General features: G+C 67.1%; 14 protein-coding genes. 4 read left to right on the top strand and 10 right to left on the bottom strand.

Features of this window, described 5'->3' with window-relative positions:
* Positions 1–498: 498 nt before the first annotated feature.
* The 6 genes from BLU17_RS02605 to BLU17_RS02580 form a co-directional block, all read right to left on the bottom strand.
* Positions 499–1,584, bottom strand: coding sequence for a CobW family GTP-binding protein (locus BLU17_RS02605; RefSeq protein ID WP_483874356.1), 1,086 nt, complete (start codon positions 1,582–1,584; stop codon positions 499–501).
* A 248-nt stretch (positions 1,585–1,832) separates the two neighbouring features.
* Complete coding sequence (locus BLU17_RS02600; RefSeq protein ID WP_091993979.1) at positions 1,833–3,035, bottom strand: class I SAM-dependent rRNA methyltransferase; 1,203 nt, start codon at positions 3,033–3,035, stop codon at positions 1,833–1,835.
* A 70-nt stretch (positions 3,036–3,105) separates the two neighbouring features.
* On the bottom strand, positions 3,106–4,008 hold the full coding sequence (xerC, locus tag BLU17_RS02595; protein ID WP_245746703.1) for a tyrosine recombinase XerC: 903 nt from the start codon (positions 4,006–4,008) through the stop codon (positions 3,106–3,108).
* Between the two features lie 72 nt (positions 4,009–4,080).
* Positions 4,081–4,764, bottom strand: coding sequence for a DUF484 family protein (locus BLU17_RS02590; RefSeq protein ID WP_091993973.1), 684 nt, complete (start codon positions 4,762–4,764; stop codon positions 4,081–4,083).
* Between the two features lie 109 nt (positions 4,765–4,873).
* Positions 4,874–5,740: a diaminopimelate epimerase gene (gene dapF, locus BLU17_RS02585; RefSeq protein ID WP_091993970.1), complete on the bottom strand. Its 867-nt coding sequence runs from the start codon at positions 5,738–5,740 to the stop codon at positions 4,874–4,876.
* Between the two features lie 67 nt (positions 5,741–5,807).
* The gene (locus BLU17_RS02580) at positions 5,808–6,695 is read right to left on the bottom strand and encodes a lipid A biosynthesis lauroyl acyltransferase (RefSeq protein WP_091993967.1); all 888 of its coding nucleotides are present in this window, start codon (positions 6,693–6,695) and stop codon (positions 5,808–5,810) included.
* A 250-nt stretch (positions 6,696–6,945) separates the two neighbouring features.
* Between BLU17_RS02580 and metK the strand changes: the two genes are divergently transcribed.
* On the top strand, positions 6,946–8,133 hold the full coding sequence (metK, locus tag BLU17_RS02575; protein ID WP_091993964.1) for a methionine adenosyltransferase: 1,188 nt from the start codon (positions 6,946–6,948) through the stop codon (positions 8,131–8,133).
* Positions 8,134–8,249: 116 nt separating this feature from the next.
* On the opposite strand, the gene BLU17_RS02570 is transcribed toward metK, so the two are convergent.
* On the bottom strand, positions 8,250–8,618 hold the full coding sequence (locus BLU17_RS02570; RefSeq protein WP_091994210.1) for a hypothetical protein: 369 nt from the start codon (positions 8,616–8,618) through the stop codon (positions 8,250–8,252).
* A gap of 517 nt (positions 8,619–9,135) precedes the next feature.
* Here BLU17_RS02570 and BLU17_RS02565 point away from each other — a divergent pair.
* The gene (locus tag BLU17_RS02565) at positions 9,136–9,897 is read left to right on the top strand and encodes a phytanoyl-CoA dioxygenase family protein (protein ID WP_091993961.1); all 762 of its coding nucleotides are present in this window, start codon (positions 9,136–9,138) and stop codon (positions 9,895–9,897) included.
* A 9-nt stretch (positions 9,898–9,906) separates the two neighbouring features.
* Here BLU17_RS02565 and BLU17_RS02560 read toward each other — a convergent pair whose 3' ends face one another.
* Positions 9,907–10,113: a DUF3185 family protein gene (locus BLU17_RS02560; RefSeq protein WP_091993957.1), complete on the bottom strand. Its 207-nt coding sequence runs from the start codon at positions 10,111–10,113 to the stop codon at positions 9,907–9,909.
* Between the two features lie 241 nt (positions 10,114–10,354).
* Here BLU17_RS02560 and mgrA point away from each other — a divergent pair, with 241 nt between their 5' ends.
* Together mgrA and BLU17_RS02550 are read left to right on the top strand one after the other, a co-directional pair.
* The gene (gene mgrA / locus BLU17_RS02555) at positions 10,355–11,398 is read left to right on the top strand and encodes an L-glyceraldehyde 3-phosphate reductase (protein ID WP_091993955.1); all 1,044 of its coding nucleotides are present in this window, start codon (positions 10,355–10,357) and stop codon (positions 11,396–11,398) included.
* A 130-nt stretch (positions 11,399–11,528) separates the two neighbouring features.
* Positions 11,529–12,539 carry a fatty acid desaturase family protein gene (locus tag BLU17_RS02550; RefSeq protein WP_245746689.1) on the top strand — a complete coding sequence of 337 codons (1,011 nt, stop codon included), beginning with the start codon at positions 11,529–11,531 and terminating at the stop codon, positions 12,537–12,539.
* Between the two features lie 117 nt (positions 12,540–12,656).
* Here the strand turns inward: BLU17_RS02550 and BLU17_RS02545 are convergent, their stop codons facing one another.
* Positions 12,657–12,842: a hypothetical protein gene (locus BLU17_RS02545; RefSeq protein ID WP_091993953.1), complete on the bottom strand. Its 186-nt coding sequence runs from the start codon at positions 12,840–12,842 to the stop codon at positions 12,657–12,659.
* Positions 12,843–13,173: 331 nt separating this feature from the next.
* On the bottom strand, positions 13,174–14,415 hold the full coding sequence (locus BLU17_RS02540; protein WP_091993951.1) for an MFS transporter: 1,242 nt from the start codon (positions 14,413–14,415) through the stop codon (positions 13,174–13,176).
* Positions 14,416–14,493: the final 78 nt, after the last annotated feature.

Genomic DNA, 14,493 nt, shown 5'->3' with positions numbered 1-14,493 from the left:
ATTTGCGCGCTGGCGGGCACGGACGCTGAACTGTCGTGACGCCGAAGCGCCGCTGCGGGGCCGAACTCCTCTGGAAACCGGTCTTCAGATGCTCCTGAGGCACATATCGTACCGGCTGCGCGCTGCGACGCGATGCGCTGCCGGCGGGGCGACCCTCGGCGATTTCCGGGGTGCCTCTCTTCCGGTGGGGCCGTATTGTAACCGAACCGCAAACTCGGGCCGCAAGCGGGAAATCCCTGCGGTGGTTCGCCTCGCGGCTTACCTTTTACCGCCCCGTTTGCGAACCGGTCGATATCCAGAAAATATAACGCGCCAATCATGAAAAAGCGATGGTCGGGTACGTTATTTGGCGCGCGAGCGGGAAAGACGCTGTTACGCAGCGCGAAAAGGCGGCGCCGCGCCTTGCTGCACGCGGTGGAATTGCGCAGACAAAAACGCCCGGCGAAAGGGCCGGGCGCATCTGCGTAACCGTGCGGTGCGGACAAACGCCGAAGCGCGTCAGGCGAGGCAGGCGTCCAGGCCGTCGGTGATGAGGTCCTGCGGCAATTCGATGCCGATGAACACCATCTTGCTGGTCTTCTTCTCGATCGGCAGCCATTTGGCGGCCAGATCGCTGCCCATCATCTGGTGCACGCCCTGGAACACCACCTTGCGGTCCACGCCCTTCATGTAGAGCACGCCCTTGTAGCGCAGCAGGCGTTCGCCGTAGATCTGCAGGATGCCGCCGAGGAAGTCCTCGAGGCGGTTCGGGTCGAACGGACGGTCGCTGCGGTAGACGAACGACTTGATCTTGTCGTCGTGGTGCGCGTGATGATGATGGTGGTGGCCGTGATCGTGGCCTTCGTGGCTGCACTGGCCGTGATCGTGGTCGCAGCCGGCGTGGTCGTGCGCGTGGTCGTGGTCGTGATGCGCGTGGTCGTGATCGTGCTCGTCTTCGGCGAGGAAGTCCGGGTCGATCTCGAGCTTGGCGTTGAGGTTGAAACCGCGCAGGTCGAACACTTCCTTGATGTCGGCCTCGCCGAAATTCACCTGGCGAATCTGCGCCTTCGGGTTCATGTGCAGCAGGCGGTGGCGCAGGTCCGCGAGTTCCTTCTCGTCGACGAGGTCGGCCTTCGTGATGAACAGGCGGTCGGCGAAACCGACCTGGCGCTGCACCACTTCGTGCTCGTCGAGCTGGTGGTTGCCGTGCTTCGCGTCGACGAGCGTGATGATCGCGTCGAGCAGGTATTCGTCGGCGATCTCGTTGTCCATGAAGAACGTCTGCGCGACCGGACCCGGATTCGCGAGGCCCGTAGTCTCGATCACGACGCGGTCGAAATCGAGCTTGCCGTCGCGCTTTTGCTGCGCGAGGTCGCCGAGCACGCGCGCGAGGTCGCCGCGGATCGTGCAGCAGATGCAGCCGTTGCTCATCTGGATGATCTGCTCGGTGCTGTCCTGCACGAGGATTTCGTTGTCGATGTTCTCTTCGCCGAACTCGTTCTCGATCACGGCGATTTTCATGCCGTGGTTTTCGTTCAGGATGCGCTTGAGCAGCGTGGTTTTGCCGCTGCCGAGAAAGCCGGTCAGGATGGTGACGGGAATCATGGTTGCCATGCTGTCTGCCTGGAAGATGTGCATTCGGGGGCGCGCCTCGTCGTGCCGGCGCGCCGATGGGTGTTCTGGACGGGCGGTTGCGGGGCGCGGGCACCTCGCACGCCGGGTGTTACAACATAACTTCCTATTGAAACATATCTGCGCCGCGCCCGCATGAGACGGCCGGGCGCGATCGGGGGACGGGACATGCGGCGCGCAAGGCGCTCCGGCGCGGCCGAAAACAACCAGATAAGGCCGCCTCAGGGGATTTGCAACAGCAGGCCTTTCAGATACTCGCCTTCCGGGAACGCCGTGAGCAGCGGGTGATCGACGCCCGCGCCGAGGCGTTTCAGGATGCGCGCATCGACTTTCGCGTCGGCGGCCGCGCCCGCGACGATCTTCTGGAACAGCGCCGAATCGATCGCGCCCGAGCACGAGTACGTGAACAGCAGGCCGCCCGGACGCAGCAGCTTGAGACCCGTGAGATTGATGTCCTTGTACGCGCGCGCGGCGCGGTCCACGTGCTCGCGCGAGGCCGCGAACTTGGGCGGGTCGAGCACGACGAGGTCGAAGCGCTCGCCTTCGTCGTAGAGACGGCGCAGCGTCTTGAAGGCGTCGGCGTCTAGCCAGGTGGCGCGCTGCGCGTCGAAGCCGTTCGCGTCGACGTTCTTCTGCGCCGTGGCGAGCGCCTCGCCCGACGAGTCGACCGATACCACGCGCTTGGCGCCGCCCTTCATCGCCGCGAGCGAGAAGCCGCCCGTGTAGCAGAAGCAGTTGAGCACCTCGCGCTCGCTCGCATAGGTTTGCACGAGCGCGCGGTTGTCGCGCTGGTCGACGTAGAAGCCGGTCTTGTGGCCGTTGCGCACGTCCACGTGATAGCGCACGCCGTTCTCGTTCGTGACGATGGTTTCGGGCGGCTCGTCGCCGGCGAGCAGGCCCGTGACCTGTTCGAGCCCTTCCTTCTCGCGGATCGATACGTCCGAGCGCTCGTACACGTTCGGACAACCCGTTGCCGACGTCAGCGCCGCGACGATCGCCTCCTTCCATGCCTCGACGCCCGCCGCCATGAACTGGCACACGAGCTGCCCGCGACCGTTCCCGGCGTCCTCGGCGTAGTGATCGACGATCAGGCCCGGCAGCCCGTCGGCCTCGCCAAAGATGAGGCGCACGGCGCCCGTGCCGCTCACCATGGCGCGGCGGTCGGCCACGGCGCGCTGCACGCGGCGCTTGAAGAATGCGTGGTCGATCGGCTCGTTCTCGTCGAAGCTCCATACGCGCGCGCGGATCTGCGAATGCGGGCTGTAGGCGGCGCGCCCGAGAAAGCGGCCGTCGGCCGCGCGCACGATGACGGTCGCGCCGGGCGCGGGCTTGCCTTCCACGCGGTCGATCGCGTTCGCGTAGACCCACGGATGGCGGCGCAGCAGGGATTTTTCTTTCGACGGTTTGAGCGTGACGATATTCATGATGGCTTCGATACTGGGTGACGGCGCACGCCGCAAGGCGTTGCAGGCCGCGAATGCGGCATGCGCGCTTTCAGTCGCGCTTCTTCGCGCGCGGGTGCGCTGTGTCGTAGACCTTCGCGAGATGCTGAAAGTCGAGCGACGTATAGACCTGGGTGGCCGAAATGCTCGCGTGGCCGAGCAGTTCCTGCACGGCGCGCAGGTCGCCGCTCGACTGCAGCAGGTGAGTGGCGAACGAGTGGCGCAGCACGTGCGGGTGGACGTTCGCCGGAATGCCGGCGGCGATGGCGGCACGTTTCACACGCTCGCGCACCACGCCCGGCGCCATGCGGTTGCCGCGCACGGAAAGAAAGAGCGGGGCGTCGTCGTGTTTCACGAACGCGCCGCGGGCGGCGAGCCAGGCGTCGAGCGCGTCGAGCGCCTTGCGTCCGACCGGCACGGCGCGACGGCGGCTGCCTTTGCCGCGCACCTCGACTTCGGCGGCGTCGCGCTTGAACCAGCCCGCCGATTCGTAGCCGTCGCGCTTCACGTAACGCACGTCGAGTCCGACCAGTTCCGCGAGACGCAGCCCCGACGAGTAGAACAGTTCGAGCATCGCGCGATCGCGCAGCGCCTCGGGGCCGCCCTCCTGGGCGCCGGCAACGGCAGGGGCCTCCATGAGCTGCGCGGCGTCGTCCACGGAGAGCGCTTTCGGCAGCGTTTTCGCACGCTTGGGCGCCCGCACGGCGGCGACCGGATTCGCGTCCAGCTCGAAGCGGCCCGCGAGCCAGCGGTAGAACGCGCGCCACGCGGAAAGCCGGTGCGCGATCGAACGCGCCGAGAGGCCGCCCGCGTGCGCGCGCGCCACCGCGCCGCGCACCTGTGCCGCCGTGACCGTTTCGAGCGGCTTGCCGTCGGCGAGCTTCTTCAGCTCGTCGAGTTCGTGCGTGTACCCGCGCAGCGTGTGCGCCGAGAGCCGCCGCTCGTGTTCGAGCATCGCGAGGTAGTCGGCGATCGGGTCGGTGGGGTTCACGGCTGGCGGCTTCGGCTAGTGAGGGCAGGCGCGCCGTCAGTGCGGCAGCAGGCGCGTGAGCGCCGCGCTCGCGAGCGCGCCGATCTGCGTGAGGAAGTCGGTGGCCATGCCTTCGTGGAAGCGGCGCGGGTCGGGCGAGCCCATCACCAGCAGGCCGAAGGCGTTGCCCTGGGGCGCGTCGTTCGACGCTTCCGAAGGGGCGCGCAGCGCGATGATCGCGACCGACTGCGCGGCGCCGTCTGCCGGATCGAGCCATTGAGCGGCCTCGAAGCCGGTGTTCGCGCCGCAATACGGCGTGTCGAGACTGTTTGCGAAGATCCGGACTTCTTCACCGGTAAGGCGTGCGAAATCGGCCTGGGCGTAGGCTTCGGCGACGTCCCACACGCGCAGCGCGGCTTGCGGCATGTCGAACACGTCGCGCAGATTCTGCGTGATCGAGCGCGGCAGCGCGTAGGGATCGCGCTCGGCGATCATGCGAGTGGTCCAGCGGTTGAACTTCGAGGCGATCGAATCGTTCTCGTGCCCGTAGCGCAGCAGCTCCGAAAGACGCCGCTCAAGATGCTTGTTTTTCTCGCGCAGCATTTCCATCTGGCGCTCCTGCAGCGACACGGCGGCCTTGCCGTGCGGATTGCCCAGCTTGACCGTCGCGAGCAGTTCGGCGTGCTCGACGAAAAAATCGGGATGGGCGATCAGATAGTCGGCAACTTCGCGATCGTTCATGTTGTGGACGCGTTGTAGTTGTGAGCCGCGCGCCGCGGCGCGCGGTTTGTCATGCGGTTGAATATTCCTGCGACGCGACGTTCTCTCGTTGCGTGCGCCGCGAGGCGCGCTAGACGGCCAGCTCGATTTCGCCTTCGAACACCGTCGTGGCCGGGCCTGCCATCGTGAGCGCGGCAGACTCGTCGCGCGCACCGTCCCAGGCGATGGTCAGCACGCCGCCGTGCGTGTGCACCTTCACGGGCGAGTCGAGCAGCCCGCGGCGAATGCCTGCCGCCACGGCCGCGCACGCGCCCGTGCCGCAGGCCAGCGTTTCGCCCGCGCCGCGCTCGAATACGCGCAGCTTCACTTCGTTGCGCGACACGATCTGCATGAAGCCGGCGTTCACCTTGTTGGGAAAGCGCGTGTGCGTTTCGATGAGCGCGCCTTCGGCCTTGACCGGGTACGCCTCGACGTCTTCCACCACCTGCACCGCGTGCGGGTTGCCCATCGAGACGACCGACACCCAGCGCGTCGCGCCGTTCACGTCGAGCGGCCAGAGCGTGTCGTTGCCCTCGCGGCGGCCTTCGAGGCCGTTGGCGTCGAACGGCACGCGCGCCGGTTCGAAGTCGGGCCGATCCATGTCGACGACGACCTCGCCGTTGTCCTGCACGACGAGCGTGATCGTGCCCTTCTGCACCTGCACGCGCACGCGGCGGGCGTCGGTGAGCCCGCGGTCGCGCACGAATTTCACGAAGCAGCGCGCGCCGTTGCCGCAGTGCTCGACCTCGCCGCCGTCGCAATTGAAGATGCGATAGCGGAAGTCCACGCCTTCCACGGTTGGCTTCTCGACGAGCAGCAACTGGTCCGCGCCGATGCCGAAATGGCGGTCGGCGAGCGCGCGCACGCGCTCGGGCGTGAGCGCGAGGTCCTGGCTATAGCCGTCGAGCACGACGAAGTCGTTGCCCGCGCCGTGCATCTTGGTGAATTTGAGTTTCATGCCGCTATTGTAAGCGAGGCCCGGGCGAAAACCCGGGCAGGGCCGTGGCGCGCGCCTCGGCCGTCGTCTATTTGTAGACGCTCGGCTCGCCGGGCGGACGCGTCTTGAAACGCTTGTGGACCCAGTAATACTGTTCCGGAATGCGCGGAATCTGTTCTTCGAGGAAGGCGTTCATGCGGCGTGCGTCGAGGTCGTCGTCGCCGGTCGGATAATTTTCCCAAGGTTTGAAGACTTTCAGCCGATAACCCTTGTAATTGGGCAGCACCTCGCCGATGAACGGCACGACCTGCGCATGACCCACCTTCGCAAGACGCCCGACGGCCGTGAGCGTGCACGCGGGCACGCCGAAGAAGGGCACGAACGTGGAGTTGCGCATGCCGTAGTCCATGTCGGCGCCGAGCATCACGGGCTTGCGGTCGCGCAGCCAGCGCAGCACGGCGCGCGCGCTGTCCGCGCGGCTCACCATCTCCGCGCCGAAGCGGCTGCGGCCCGCTTTGGCCGCGGCTTCGAACTCGGGGTTCGAGAACGGCTGGTAGAGCGAGCCGCACGGGCGATGCAGCGAGTAGTTGAGGAACATCGAGCCCGCTTCGATGCCCACGAAATGCAGGCCGAGGAACAGCGTGGGCGGCAAGTCGGGATCGGTGAGGTCGATTTCGCTGTCGAGCTGGACGATCTTTTCGAGCTTCTTCGCGGACGCGAACCATTGCACGCTGCGCTCCATGTAGCTGCGAATGGCGTGACGGAAGTGCAGGCCCGCGACTTCCTCGCGCTTTTCGTCGCTCCATTCGGGGAAGCACAGGCGCAGGTTGGTATGAACGACGCGCTTGCGGCTGCTCGGGATCTGGTAGAGCAGCCAGCCGAGCCCGTCACCGAGGCGCGCGACGAAGCCGTAGGGCAGGATCGCGAAGAGCTTGAGCAAGCCGATCGCGAAACGGGAGCCGAGTTTGCCTAGCATGCTGCGGCTCCGATGCGAGGCTTGCGAACTGTGGGGAAGGCGACGAACGGCACGCGGGAGGACTCTGCGACAATTTAAGGAAGTCGCTATAATAAGGGCTTCGCCGAGTTAATAGACAACTTGCGGGGCGAAGCCGGGTGTCGGTCGTCAACGGCAACCGGGCAGCAAATCCGCTAAAGCGTCGCCGCTTCAAGCTCCCGAAGCTGGCTACGTGAAATTCAACCGTCACCAGCTACAAGGAGCCTTACACGTGGCAAACGACTACTTCTTCACTTCCGAATCCGTTTCCGAAGGCCATCCGGACAAGGTCGCCGACCAGATCTCGGACGCGATTCTCGACGCCATCCTCACGCAGGACAAATACTCGCGCGTTGCCGCGGAAACGCTGTGCAACACGGGCCTCGTCGTGCTCGCCGGCGAAATCACCACGACCGCGAACGTCGACTACATCCAGGTCGCGCGCGACACGATCAAGCGCATCGGCTACGACAACACCGACTACGGCATCGACTACCGCGGCTGCGCGGTGCTCGTCGCCTACGACAAGCAGTCGCCGGACATCGCCCAGGGCGTGGACCGCGCGCACGACAACAACCTCGACCAGGGCGCCGGCGACCAGGGCCTGATGTTCGGCTACGCGTGCGACGAAACGCCCGAGCTGATGCCGCTGCCGATCCACCTCTCGCACCGTCTCGTCGAGCGCCAGTCGAACCTGCGCCGCGACGGCCGCCTGCCCTGGCTGCGCCCGGACGCGAAGTCGCAGGTCACGATCCGCTATGTGGACGGCAAGCCGCACGCCATCGACACCGTCGTGCTCTCCACGCAGCACTCGCCGGACATCGACCTCGGCACGCTGCGCGAAGCCGTGATCGAGGAAGTCATCAAGCCGGTGCTGCCGGCCGAGCTCATCAAGGGCGACATCAAGTTCCTCGTGAACCCGACCGGCCGGTTCGTGATCGGCGGCCCGCAGGGCGATTGCGGTCTCACGGGCCGCAAGATCATCGTCGACACGTACGGCGGCGCGGCTCCGCACGGCGGCGGCGCGTTCTCGGGCAAGGACCCGTCGAAGGTCGACCGCTCGGCAGCCTATGCCGGCCGTTACGTCGCGAAGAACATCGTGGCCGCAGGCCTCGCGTCGCGCTGCCTGATCCAGGTGTCGTACGCGATCGGCGTGGCGCAGCCCACCTCGGTCATGGTCAACACGTTCGGCACCGGCAAGGTTTCGGACGCGACGATTACCCAGCTCGTGCGCGAGCACTTCGACCTGCGTCCGAAGGGCATCATCCAGATGCTCGATCTGCTGCGTCCGGTCTATGAGAAGACCGCGGCTTACGGCCACTTCGGCCGCGAAGAGCCGGAATTCTCGTGGGAAGCAACGGACAAGGCGCTCGTGCTGGCCGAAGCCGCCGGCACGGAGCCGGTGAGCGCGGTGGCGTAAGCCGCGTTTGCCAGCACGCATCGCGCTGGCCGCCGGCAACGCCGGTGAGCGCGAAGAAAAACCCCGCAGGGCGCGAGCCCGTGCGGGGTTTTTGTTTTTGCGGACTGCGCCGCGCGTTAACGCATCGCGAAGCCGAACCAGCCCGTGCTGCTTGCCGCCATGCGGCGCGGCTTGCGCGTGTTGCGCGCCACATGAACCGTGCCGGGCGCGGCGAGCGTGCGCAGCGGCGCGTTCGGACGATAGAGCAGCGTGCGCAGCGAAAAGTGGCGCGTGCCCGAGCGCATGCGCAGCACGGCGAAGAACGAGTGGAACCAGGCGCGCATGCTGTCGACAGGCTTCGTCTCGCGCACCTGCTGCGCGAGCGCGCGCGTGCGTGCGGCGTGGTGGCGCAGCGCGCGCACCACATGACGACGGGCGGGACGAGCCGCCTTCAGGGCTGTGTGGGCGGCATGGGTCATGCGGTGGGTATCGAAAAGGGTATGCATGGCGGTTGCGGAATCGGGTTCGAGGTGCGCCTTGCGCGACGCTTCGCGTCGAGCAGCAAACGTGCCTGTCTTCGAGGTCGTCACGATCCGGGCGGACGGCAGACGGGCCGCATGGCGCGGCGTTTGACACGACGCGACGGATGCTTTTGCCGGCGCGCCTTGTGCGGCAAGGCGTTCGCGGCGATCCGTCCGTGCACTGGGGGGGCGGCGACTGGGAACAACATGCGCGACAGACTACACGCGAAACATGACGGCAGAAAGTCGGTTAATACCCGCCCCTGCGCGTCTTTGATGCAACGATTGCGCCCTTTGTCTTCATGACGGTGCGTGCGCGCCATTCGCGTGCGAGTCCGGGCGCAGCGCGCCAAACCGGGCATGGAGCCACGCCGCGCGGCGCCGTGGCGCTTCCGGCCGTCCCGGCACGCTTTACAATCGAACCGTCGGCGCGCGCCGACGCCGCTGCCCGGACCTCGAACGCAGGCTGCGGCCCCAGCAGGCATTGCATAACGGAAGTCCCATGTCAGTCCAGTCGAAGAAAGAACAGGTGCAGGCGCTGCGTGAGCGCGGTTTCGTGATCGTGCGGGGGCTCGTCTCGCCCGAGCGCTGCGCGGCGATCAAACAGGTTGCCGAACAACAGTTGCATGCGGCCGAAGCGCCGCTCGAATTCGAAGCCGATTTGCGCTACCCGGGCGCGCCGGAGTCGAAGGACGCCCCCGGCGGCCACACGGTCCGGCGCCTGCTCGACGCCTACGCGCGCCACGCGCTGTATCGCGAGTGGGCCACGTCGCCGGAGATCGCGGGCTGGATGGAGCTGTATTTCGGCGAGGAGCCGGTCCTCTCCCGCGCGCATCACAACTGCGTGATGACGAAGCATCCGCGCTACGGCAGCCTCACGGGCTGGCACCGCGATGTGCGCTACTGGTCGTTCGAGCGCGACGACCTCGTTTCGGTGTGGCTCGCGCTCGGGCCGGAGACCCCCGAAAACGGCGGCCTGTGGTTCGTGCCCGGCTCGCACGACGCGCCGTTCACCTCGGACCGCTTCGATGCCGCGAAATTCTTCCGCGCGGACCTGCCCGACAACAAGACGTGGATCGACCGCGCGATCTCACCGACGCTCCAGGCCGGCGACGTCGTGTTCTTTCACTGCAACACGCTGCATTCGGCGGGGCAGAACCAGAGCGAGCAGGTGAAGTTTTCGCTCGTGTACACCTATCACGGCGCGAGCAACGTGCCGCTGCCCGGCACACGCTCGGCGTCGAAGCCCGAGGTGAAGCTCTGAGTTGCGCGTTCAGCGTCGCCGGCTCGACAAGGCGAGGCCGGTGATGCCGGCGAGCGTCGCCGCGACGCCGCCCACGATCAGCAGGATCGTGCGGTTGGTGGGCGCGCCGGTGAACAGGCGCGACATGTCGTTCGCGAACGAATGAAACGACTGGCCGCCGAAGTACAGCAGGACGACGCCGCAGGCGATGAGCGCGATCGAAACCGCTTTGGCCATGAACGACCTCTCGCAAAGGGGGGACGCCGCAGTGTAGGCGAGTGGCCGCGGCGCGTCGAGGGGCCGCTTTCGCCGTGATTCCGCCGTCATTTCCCCGGCCGTTTCCCGCATAGTGGACATCTGCACGGCGAGGGCAGATTGGCTAACATAGCTGCCTCGCGCGGCGGCGCGACGGCAGCGCGCCGGATCGCCGCCGCATTCCCCAGCTCACCAGCCCGTTTTTTTGCCGAGGATCCAGACCATGGCCTACGAAGCAGCCTCTGAACGCTATTCGGACATGCAGTACCGCTTTTGCGGCAAGTCGGGGCTCAAGCTGCCCGCGCTGTCGCTCGGCCTGTGGCACAACTTCGGCGACACGACGCCGATTTCCACCCAGCGCGAGATCCTGCGCACCGCATTCGACCTGGGCATCACGCATTTCGATCTCGCGAACAACTACGGGCCGCCGTACGGCAGCGCCGAAACCAATTTCGGCCGCCTCTTCAAGGACGATTTCCGTCCTTACCGCGACGAACTGCTGATCTCGTCGAAGGCGGGCTGGGACATGTGGCCGGGTCCGTACGGCCAGGGCGGCGGCTCGCGCAAGTACGTGCTCGCGAGCCTCGACCAGAGCCTGCAGCGCATGGGCCTCGACTACGTCGATATCTTCTATTCGCATCGCTTCGACGTGGAAACGCCGCTCGAGGAAACGGCGGGCGCGCTCGCCACGGCCGTACAGCAGGGCAAGGCGCTCTATGTGGGCATTTCGTCGTATTCGCCTGCGAAAACGCGGGAAATGGCGAAGCTGCTCGCCGAGCACAAGGTGCCGCTGCTCATTCACCAGCCGTCGTACAACATGCTCAATCGCTGGGTCGAGCACGAACTGCTCGACACGCTCGACGAAGTGGGCGCCGGCAGCATCGCGTTCACGCCGCTCGCGCAGGGCCTGCTCACGAACAAGTACCTCAATGGCGTGCCCCAGGACGCGCGCGTGAACCGTCCGGGCGGCGGCTCGCTGAAGGCCGAGCATCTGAACGAGCAGAACATCGGGCACGTGCGCAAGCTCAACGAACTCGCGCTGCGCCGTGGCCAGAGTCTCGCGCAAATGGCGATTGCCTGGACGCTGCGCGGCGGCCGCGTGACCTCGGCGCTGATCGGCGCGAGCCACGCGGAGCAGGTGCGCGAGAACGTCGGCGCGTTGAAGAATCTCGAATTCTCGGCCGAAGAGCTTGCGGAGATCGACCGTTACGCGACCGAGGGCGGCGTGAACCTGTGGGAGAAGCCGTCGACCGATCAGCACATCTGAGCGGCTCGCTTTCCGGCCGGACCGCCTCCTCGAGAGGCGGTTTTTTTTGCGCGCGGTGGCGCCGCGCCGTTCTTCGCTTTGTCATGTGGCCCTGCTAACGTCGCGGCAGCCTTTGCAGCGAGGAATCAGCATGGAGTCCGTAAGCGCCGAACATGAAGCGCTTTCCCTGTCCGCCATGCGGGCGCAGGGGGCGGCACGGCCGCCGCAGCCGGCGTCGGCCGCCCGCACGAACGCCGCGCTGATCGCCTTCGCGGTCACGGCGCTGGGCTATGAACTCGTCGGACTGCCGCTCCTGCTGCACGCGGCGGGCGGCCCGACGCTCGCGCTGCTGGCGACGCTCGCGCCCGTCGTGCTCGCCACGCCGATCCATTGGGGCCTCATCCACGAAGGCATACACGGACAGCTTGCGCGCGACAGGCGCGTGAACGAGTGGCTGGCTCGCGCGCTCTCGATCGGACTCGCGATGCCATTCGACGCCGTGCGTTTCGGACACCTGATGCATCACCGTTTCACGCGCGAGCCGTTCGACCGGCCCGACGTCCACGACTCGCCCGGCCCGCGCTGGCGCAGGCGCGTGGCGTATTACGCGCGGCTCATGGGCGGTCTGTACCTTGTCGAATGTCTGCTGCCGCTCGTGGCGTTCCTTCCGGCGCGGCTTGCGCGCGCCATCATCGCGCACGGCGTGGGCGCGCATGGCCGCGAGGGCGTGCAGGTGCAGCGGCTCTTCGCGAACCATGCCGCCGATCCCGTGAGGCGCCGCCGCGCGCGGCGCGACTGGCTCGCCTCGATCGCGCTTTACGCCGCTTCGTTCGCGCTGTACGGCAAGGCCTGGACGGTGCTGGCCCTCGCGATGTATCTGCGCGGCCTGTGGCTTTCGGTCGCCGATAACCTGCCGCACTACGGTGTCGCGCTCGAAGAACCGGGGCGCGCGCGCGATTTTCGCGTGCCGCGCGTTCTAGGCGTATTGCTGATGAATCACCACCTGCATCGCCAGCATCATCTGCACCCGACGCTGCCATGGACGGCGCTGCCCGCGCTTGCGCGCGCTGCGCAGGCCGCGGGCGCGCCCCCTCGCACAGGCTATCTTGCCGCTGCGTTGCGGCAGTTCGGCGGATTGCAGGCTGGCGTCGAGGCCAGGTGAGGGAAGGGGAAGGCCGAAGGGGCGGACGCACGGCGCAAGCCGCGCCGGACGCCGCCTCGCGCCGACGGCCCGCGCCCGCCGGGCGCGCGGCACGAATACGAACGCTACAGATGAACGCTACATCAGCGCGGGCAGCGTTTCGACGAGCGCGACGGCCGCGAGCGCGCCGATCAGCGCGCCGACCACGCGCAGCGTGTTGTGCCTGAATTCGGTGGCGCACGGCACTGCGCCGAGAAAGAGCGCCCCGGCGAGGGCCATCGGAATGATCATCACGAAATCGCCGATCGTGAAATAACCTGCCATGCTCGTCTCCTTATCGTAGTGGCGACGAAGGCTCGCAGCGGTTCTTGTTTTCGTCCGTCATGCCGATTCCATGGCGCTGCGGCCCAAGGCCTGAAATCGAGTATAGGTGAGGCCGGCAAGCAAAGTGGCGCACGCGCGCGCCGCCGGCGTCACTGTAAAGCTCGTGCCTCGCCGCGAATGCCCGCCAGTGGCGGCCCTTCGCAACCGGGCGATGCGCGCGGCCGTCGCAACGCCAGTCGTCCTAACATTACGGATGCCTTTCCATTGTGGCGGCGTGCGGCACCTCAGCCTTGCGAGCACGTTGCATGCCTTATGGCGGTGCCTTGCGCGCTCAGGCCGCTCCGGCGCGCTCCCGGGCGCGCAATCTCAGGGCGAGTGCGAGACCCACGGCCAGCAGTGCGATCACGAGTCCGGCCACACCGCTCCAGCCCGCGCCGGCCCAGAAGTGTCCGCCGACCGACCCCATCACGCTGGAACCGAGGTAATAGGCGAGCAGATAGAGCGCGGCGGCCTGGCCCTTCGCTTCGCGCGCGAGCCGGCCGACCCAGCCGCTCGCCACCGCGTGCCCCGCGAAGAAGCCGATCGTGAGGCAGGCGATGCCGGCCGCAATGGCGCCGAGCGGCGGGAACAGCGTGAGCACGACGCCCGCGAGCATCATCGCGAGGCTCGCGATCAGCACGCGGCCGCGGCCGAAGGTGTCCGCCATGCGGCCCGACCACGGCGAGGCGACCACGCCCGTCAGGTAGACGAGAAAGATCGCGCCGATCGCCGCCTGGCTCATGTGATAAGGCGCGGCGATCAGCCGGTAGCCGATGTAGTTGTATAGCGTGACGAAGCCGCCCATCAGCACGAAGCCCATTGCGAACAGCATGGGCAGGCCCGGCTGCGCGAAATGGCGCAGCAGCGCCGCGCGGTGATGCGCGAAGCCAAGGCCGCTCTTCGGCGCGAAGTGGCGCGAAGGCGGCAGGAGCGAGCGGAACGCGAACATCGAGGCGAGGCCAAGTATGCCGATCACGGCCACCGCCGCGCGCCAGCCGAGCAGATCGGTGACGATGCCCGTGATTACGCGCCCCGCCATCCCGCCGATGGCCGTGCCGCCCACGTAAAGGCCCATCGAAAGGCCGAGGCCGTCGGGGTGCATTTCCTCGGCGAGCCAGGCCATGGCCACGGCGGGTACGCCGCCAAGCGCGATGCCCTGGAGCGTGCGCAGCACGAGCAGTTCATGCCAGTGCGGCACGAAGGCCGTGGCGAGCGTGAGCATCGACGAGACGCACAGCGAGGCCGTCATCATGCCGCGCCGGCTCCAGCCTTCGGAGACGAAGCCCGCGACGAAGATCGCGATGGCGAGCGCGGCCGTGGTGAAGGAGAGCGAGAGACTGCTTTGCGCGGGGCTCACTCCGAAGGTTTGCGAGAACGCGGGCAGCAGCGGCTGCACGCAGTAGAGGAGCGAGAAGGTGGCGTAGCCGGCGAACAGCAGCGCGAGGCTCGCGCGCCAGAATTCGCGGGTGCCGCGTTCGATGTACGGAACGGCGGCGGGCGCGGATTTGCGCGTGGCGCCCGGTGATGCAGTCACGACAGGATCTCCCGGTTATGGCAAAGCCGCAACGATACCCGTGTTGGGCGATCGGCGTGGGCGAGCGCCGCAGATGAA

Source organism: Paraburkholderia lycopersici (genome assembly GCF_900096975.1).
Lineage (GTDB): Bacteria > Pseudomonadota > Gammaproteobacteria > Burkholderiales > Burkholderiaceae > Paraburkholderia > Paraburkholderia lycopersici.
The sequence above is the reverse complement of the archived record's forward strand: the minus strand, read 5'-3'. Positions and strand labels throughout refer to the sequence as shown.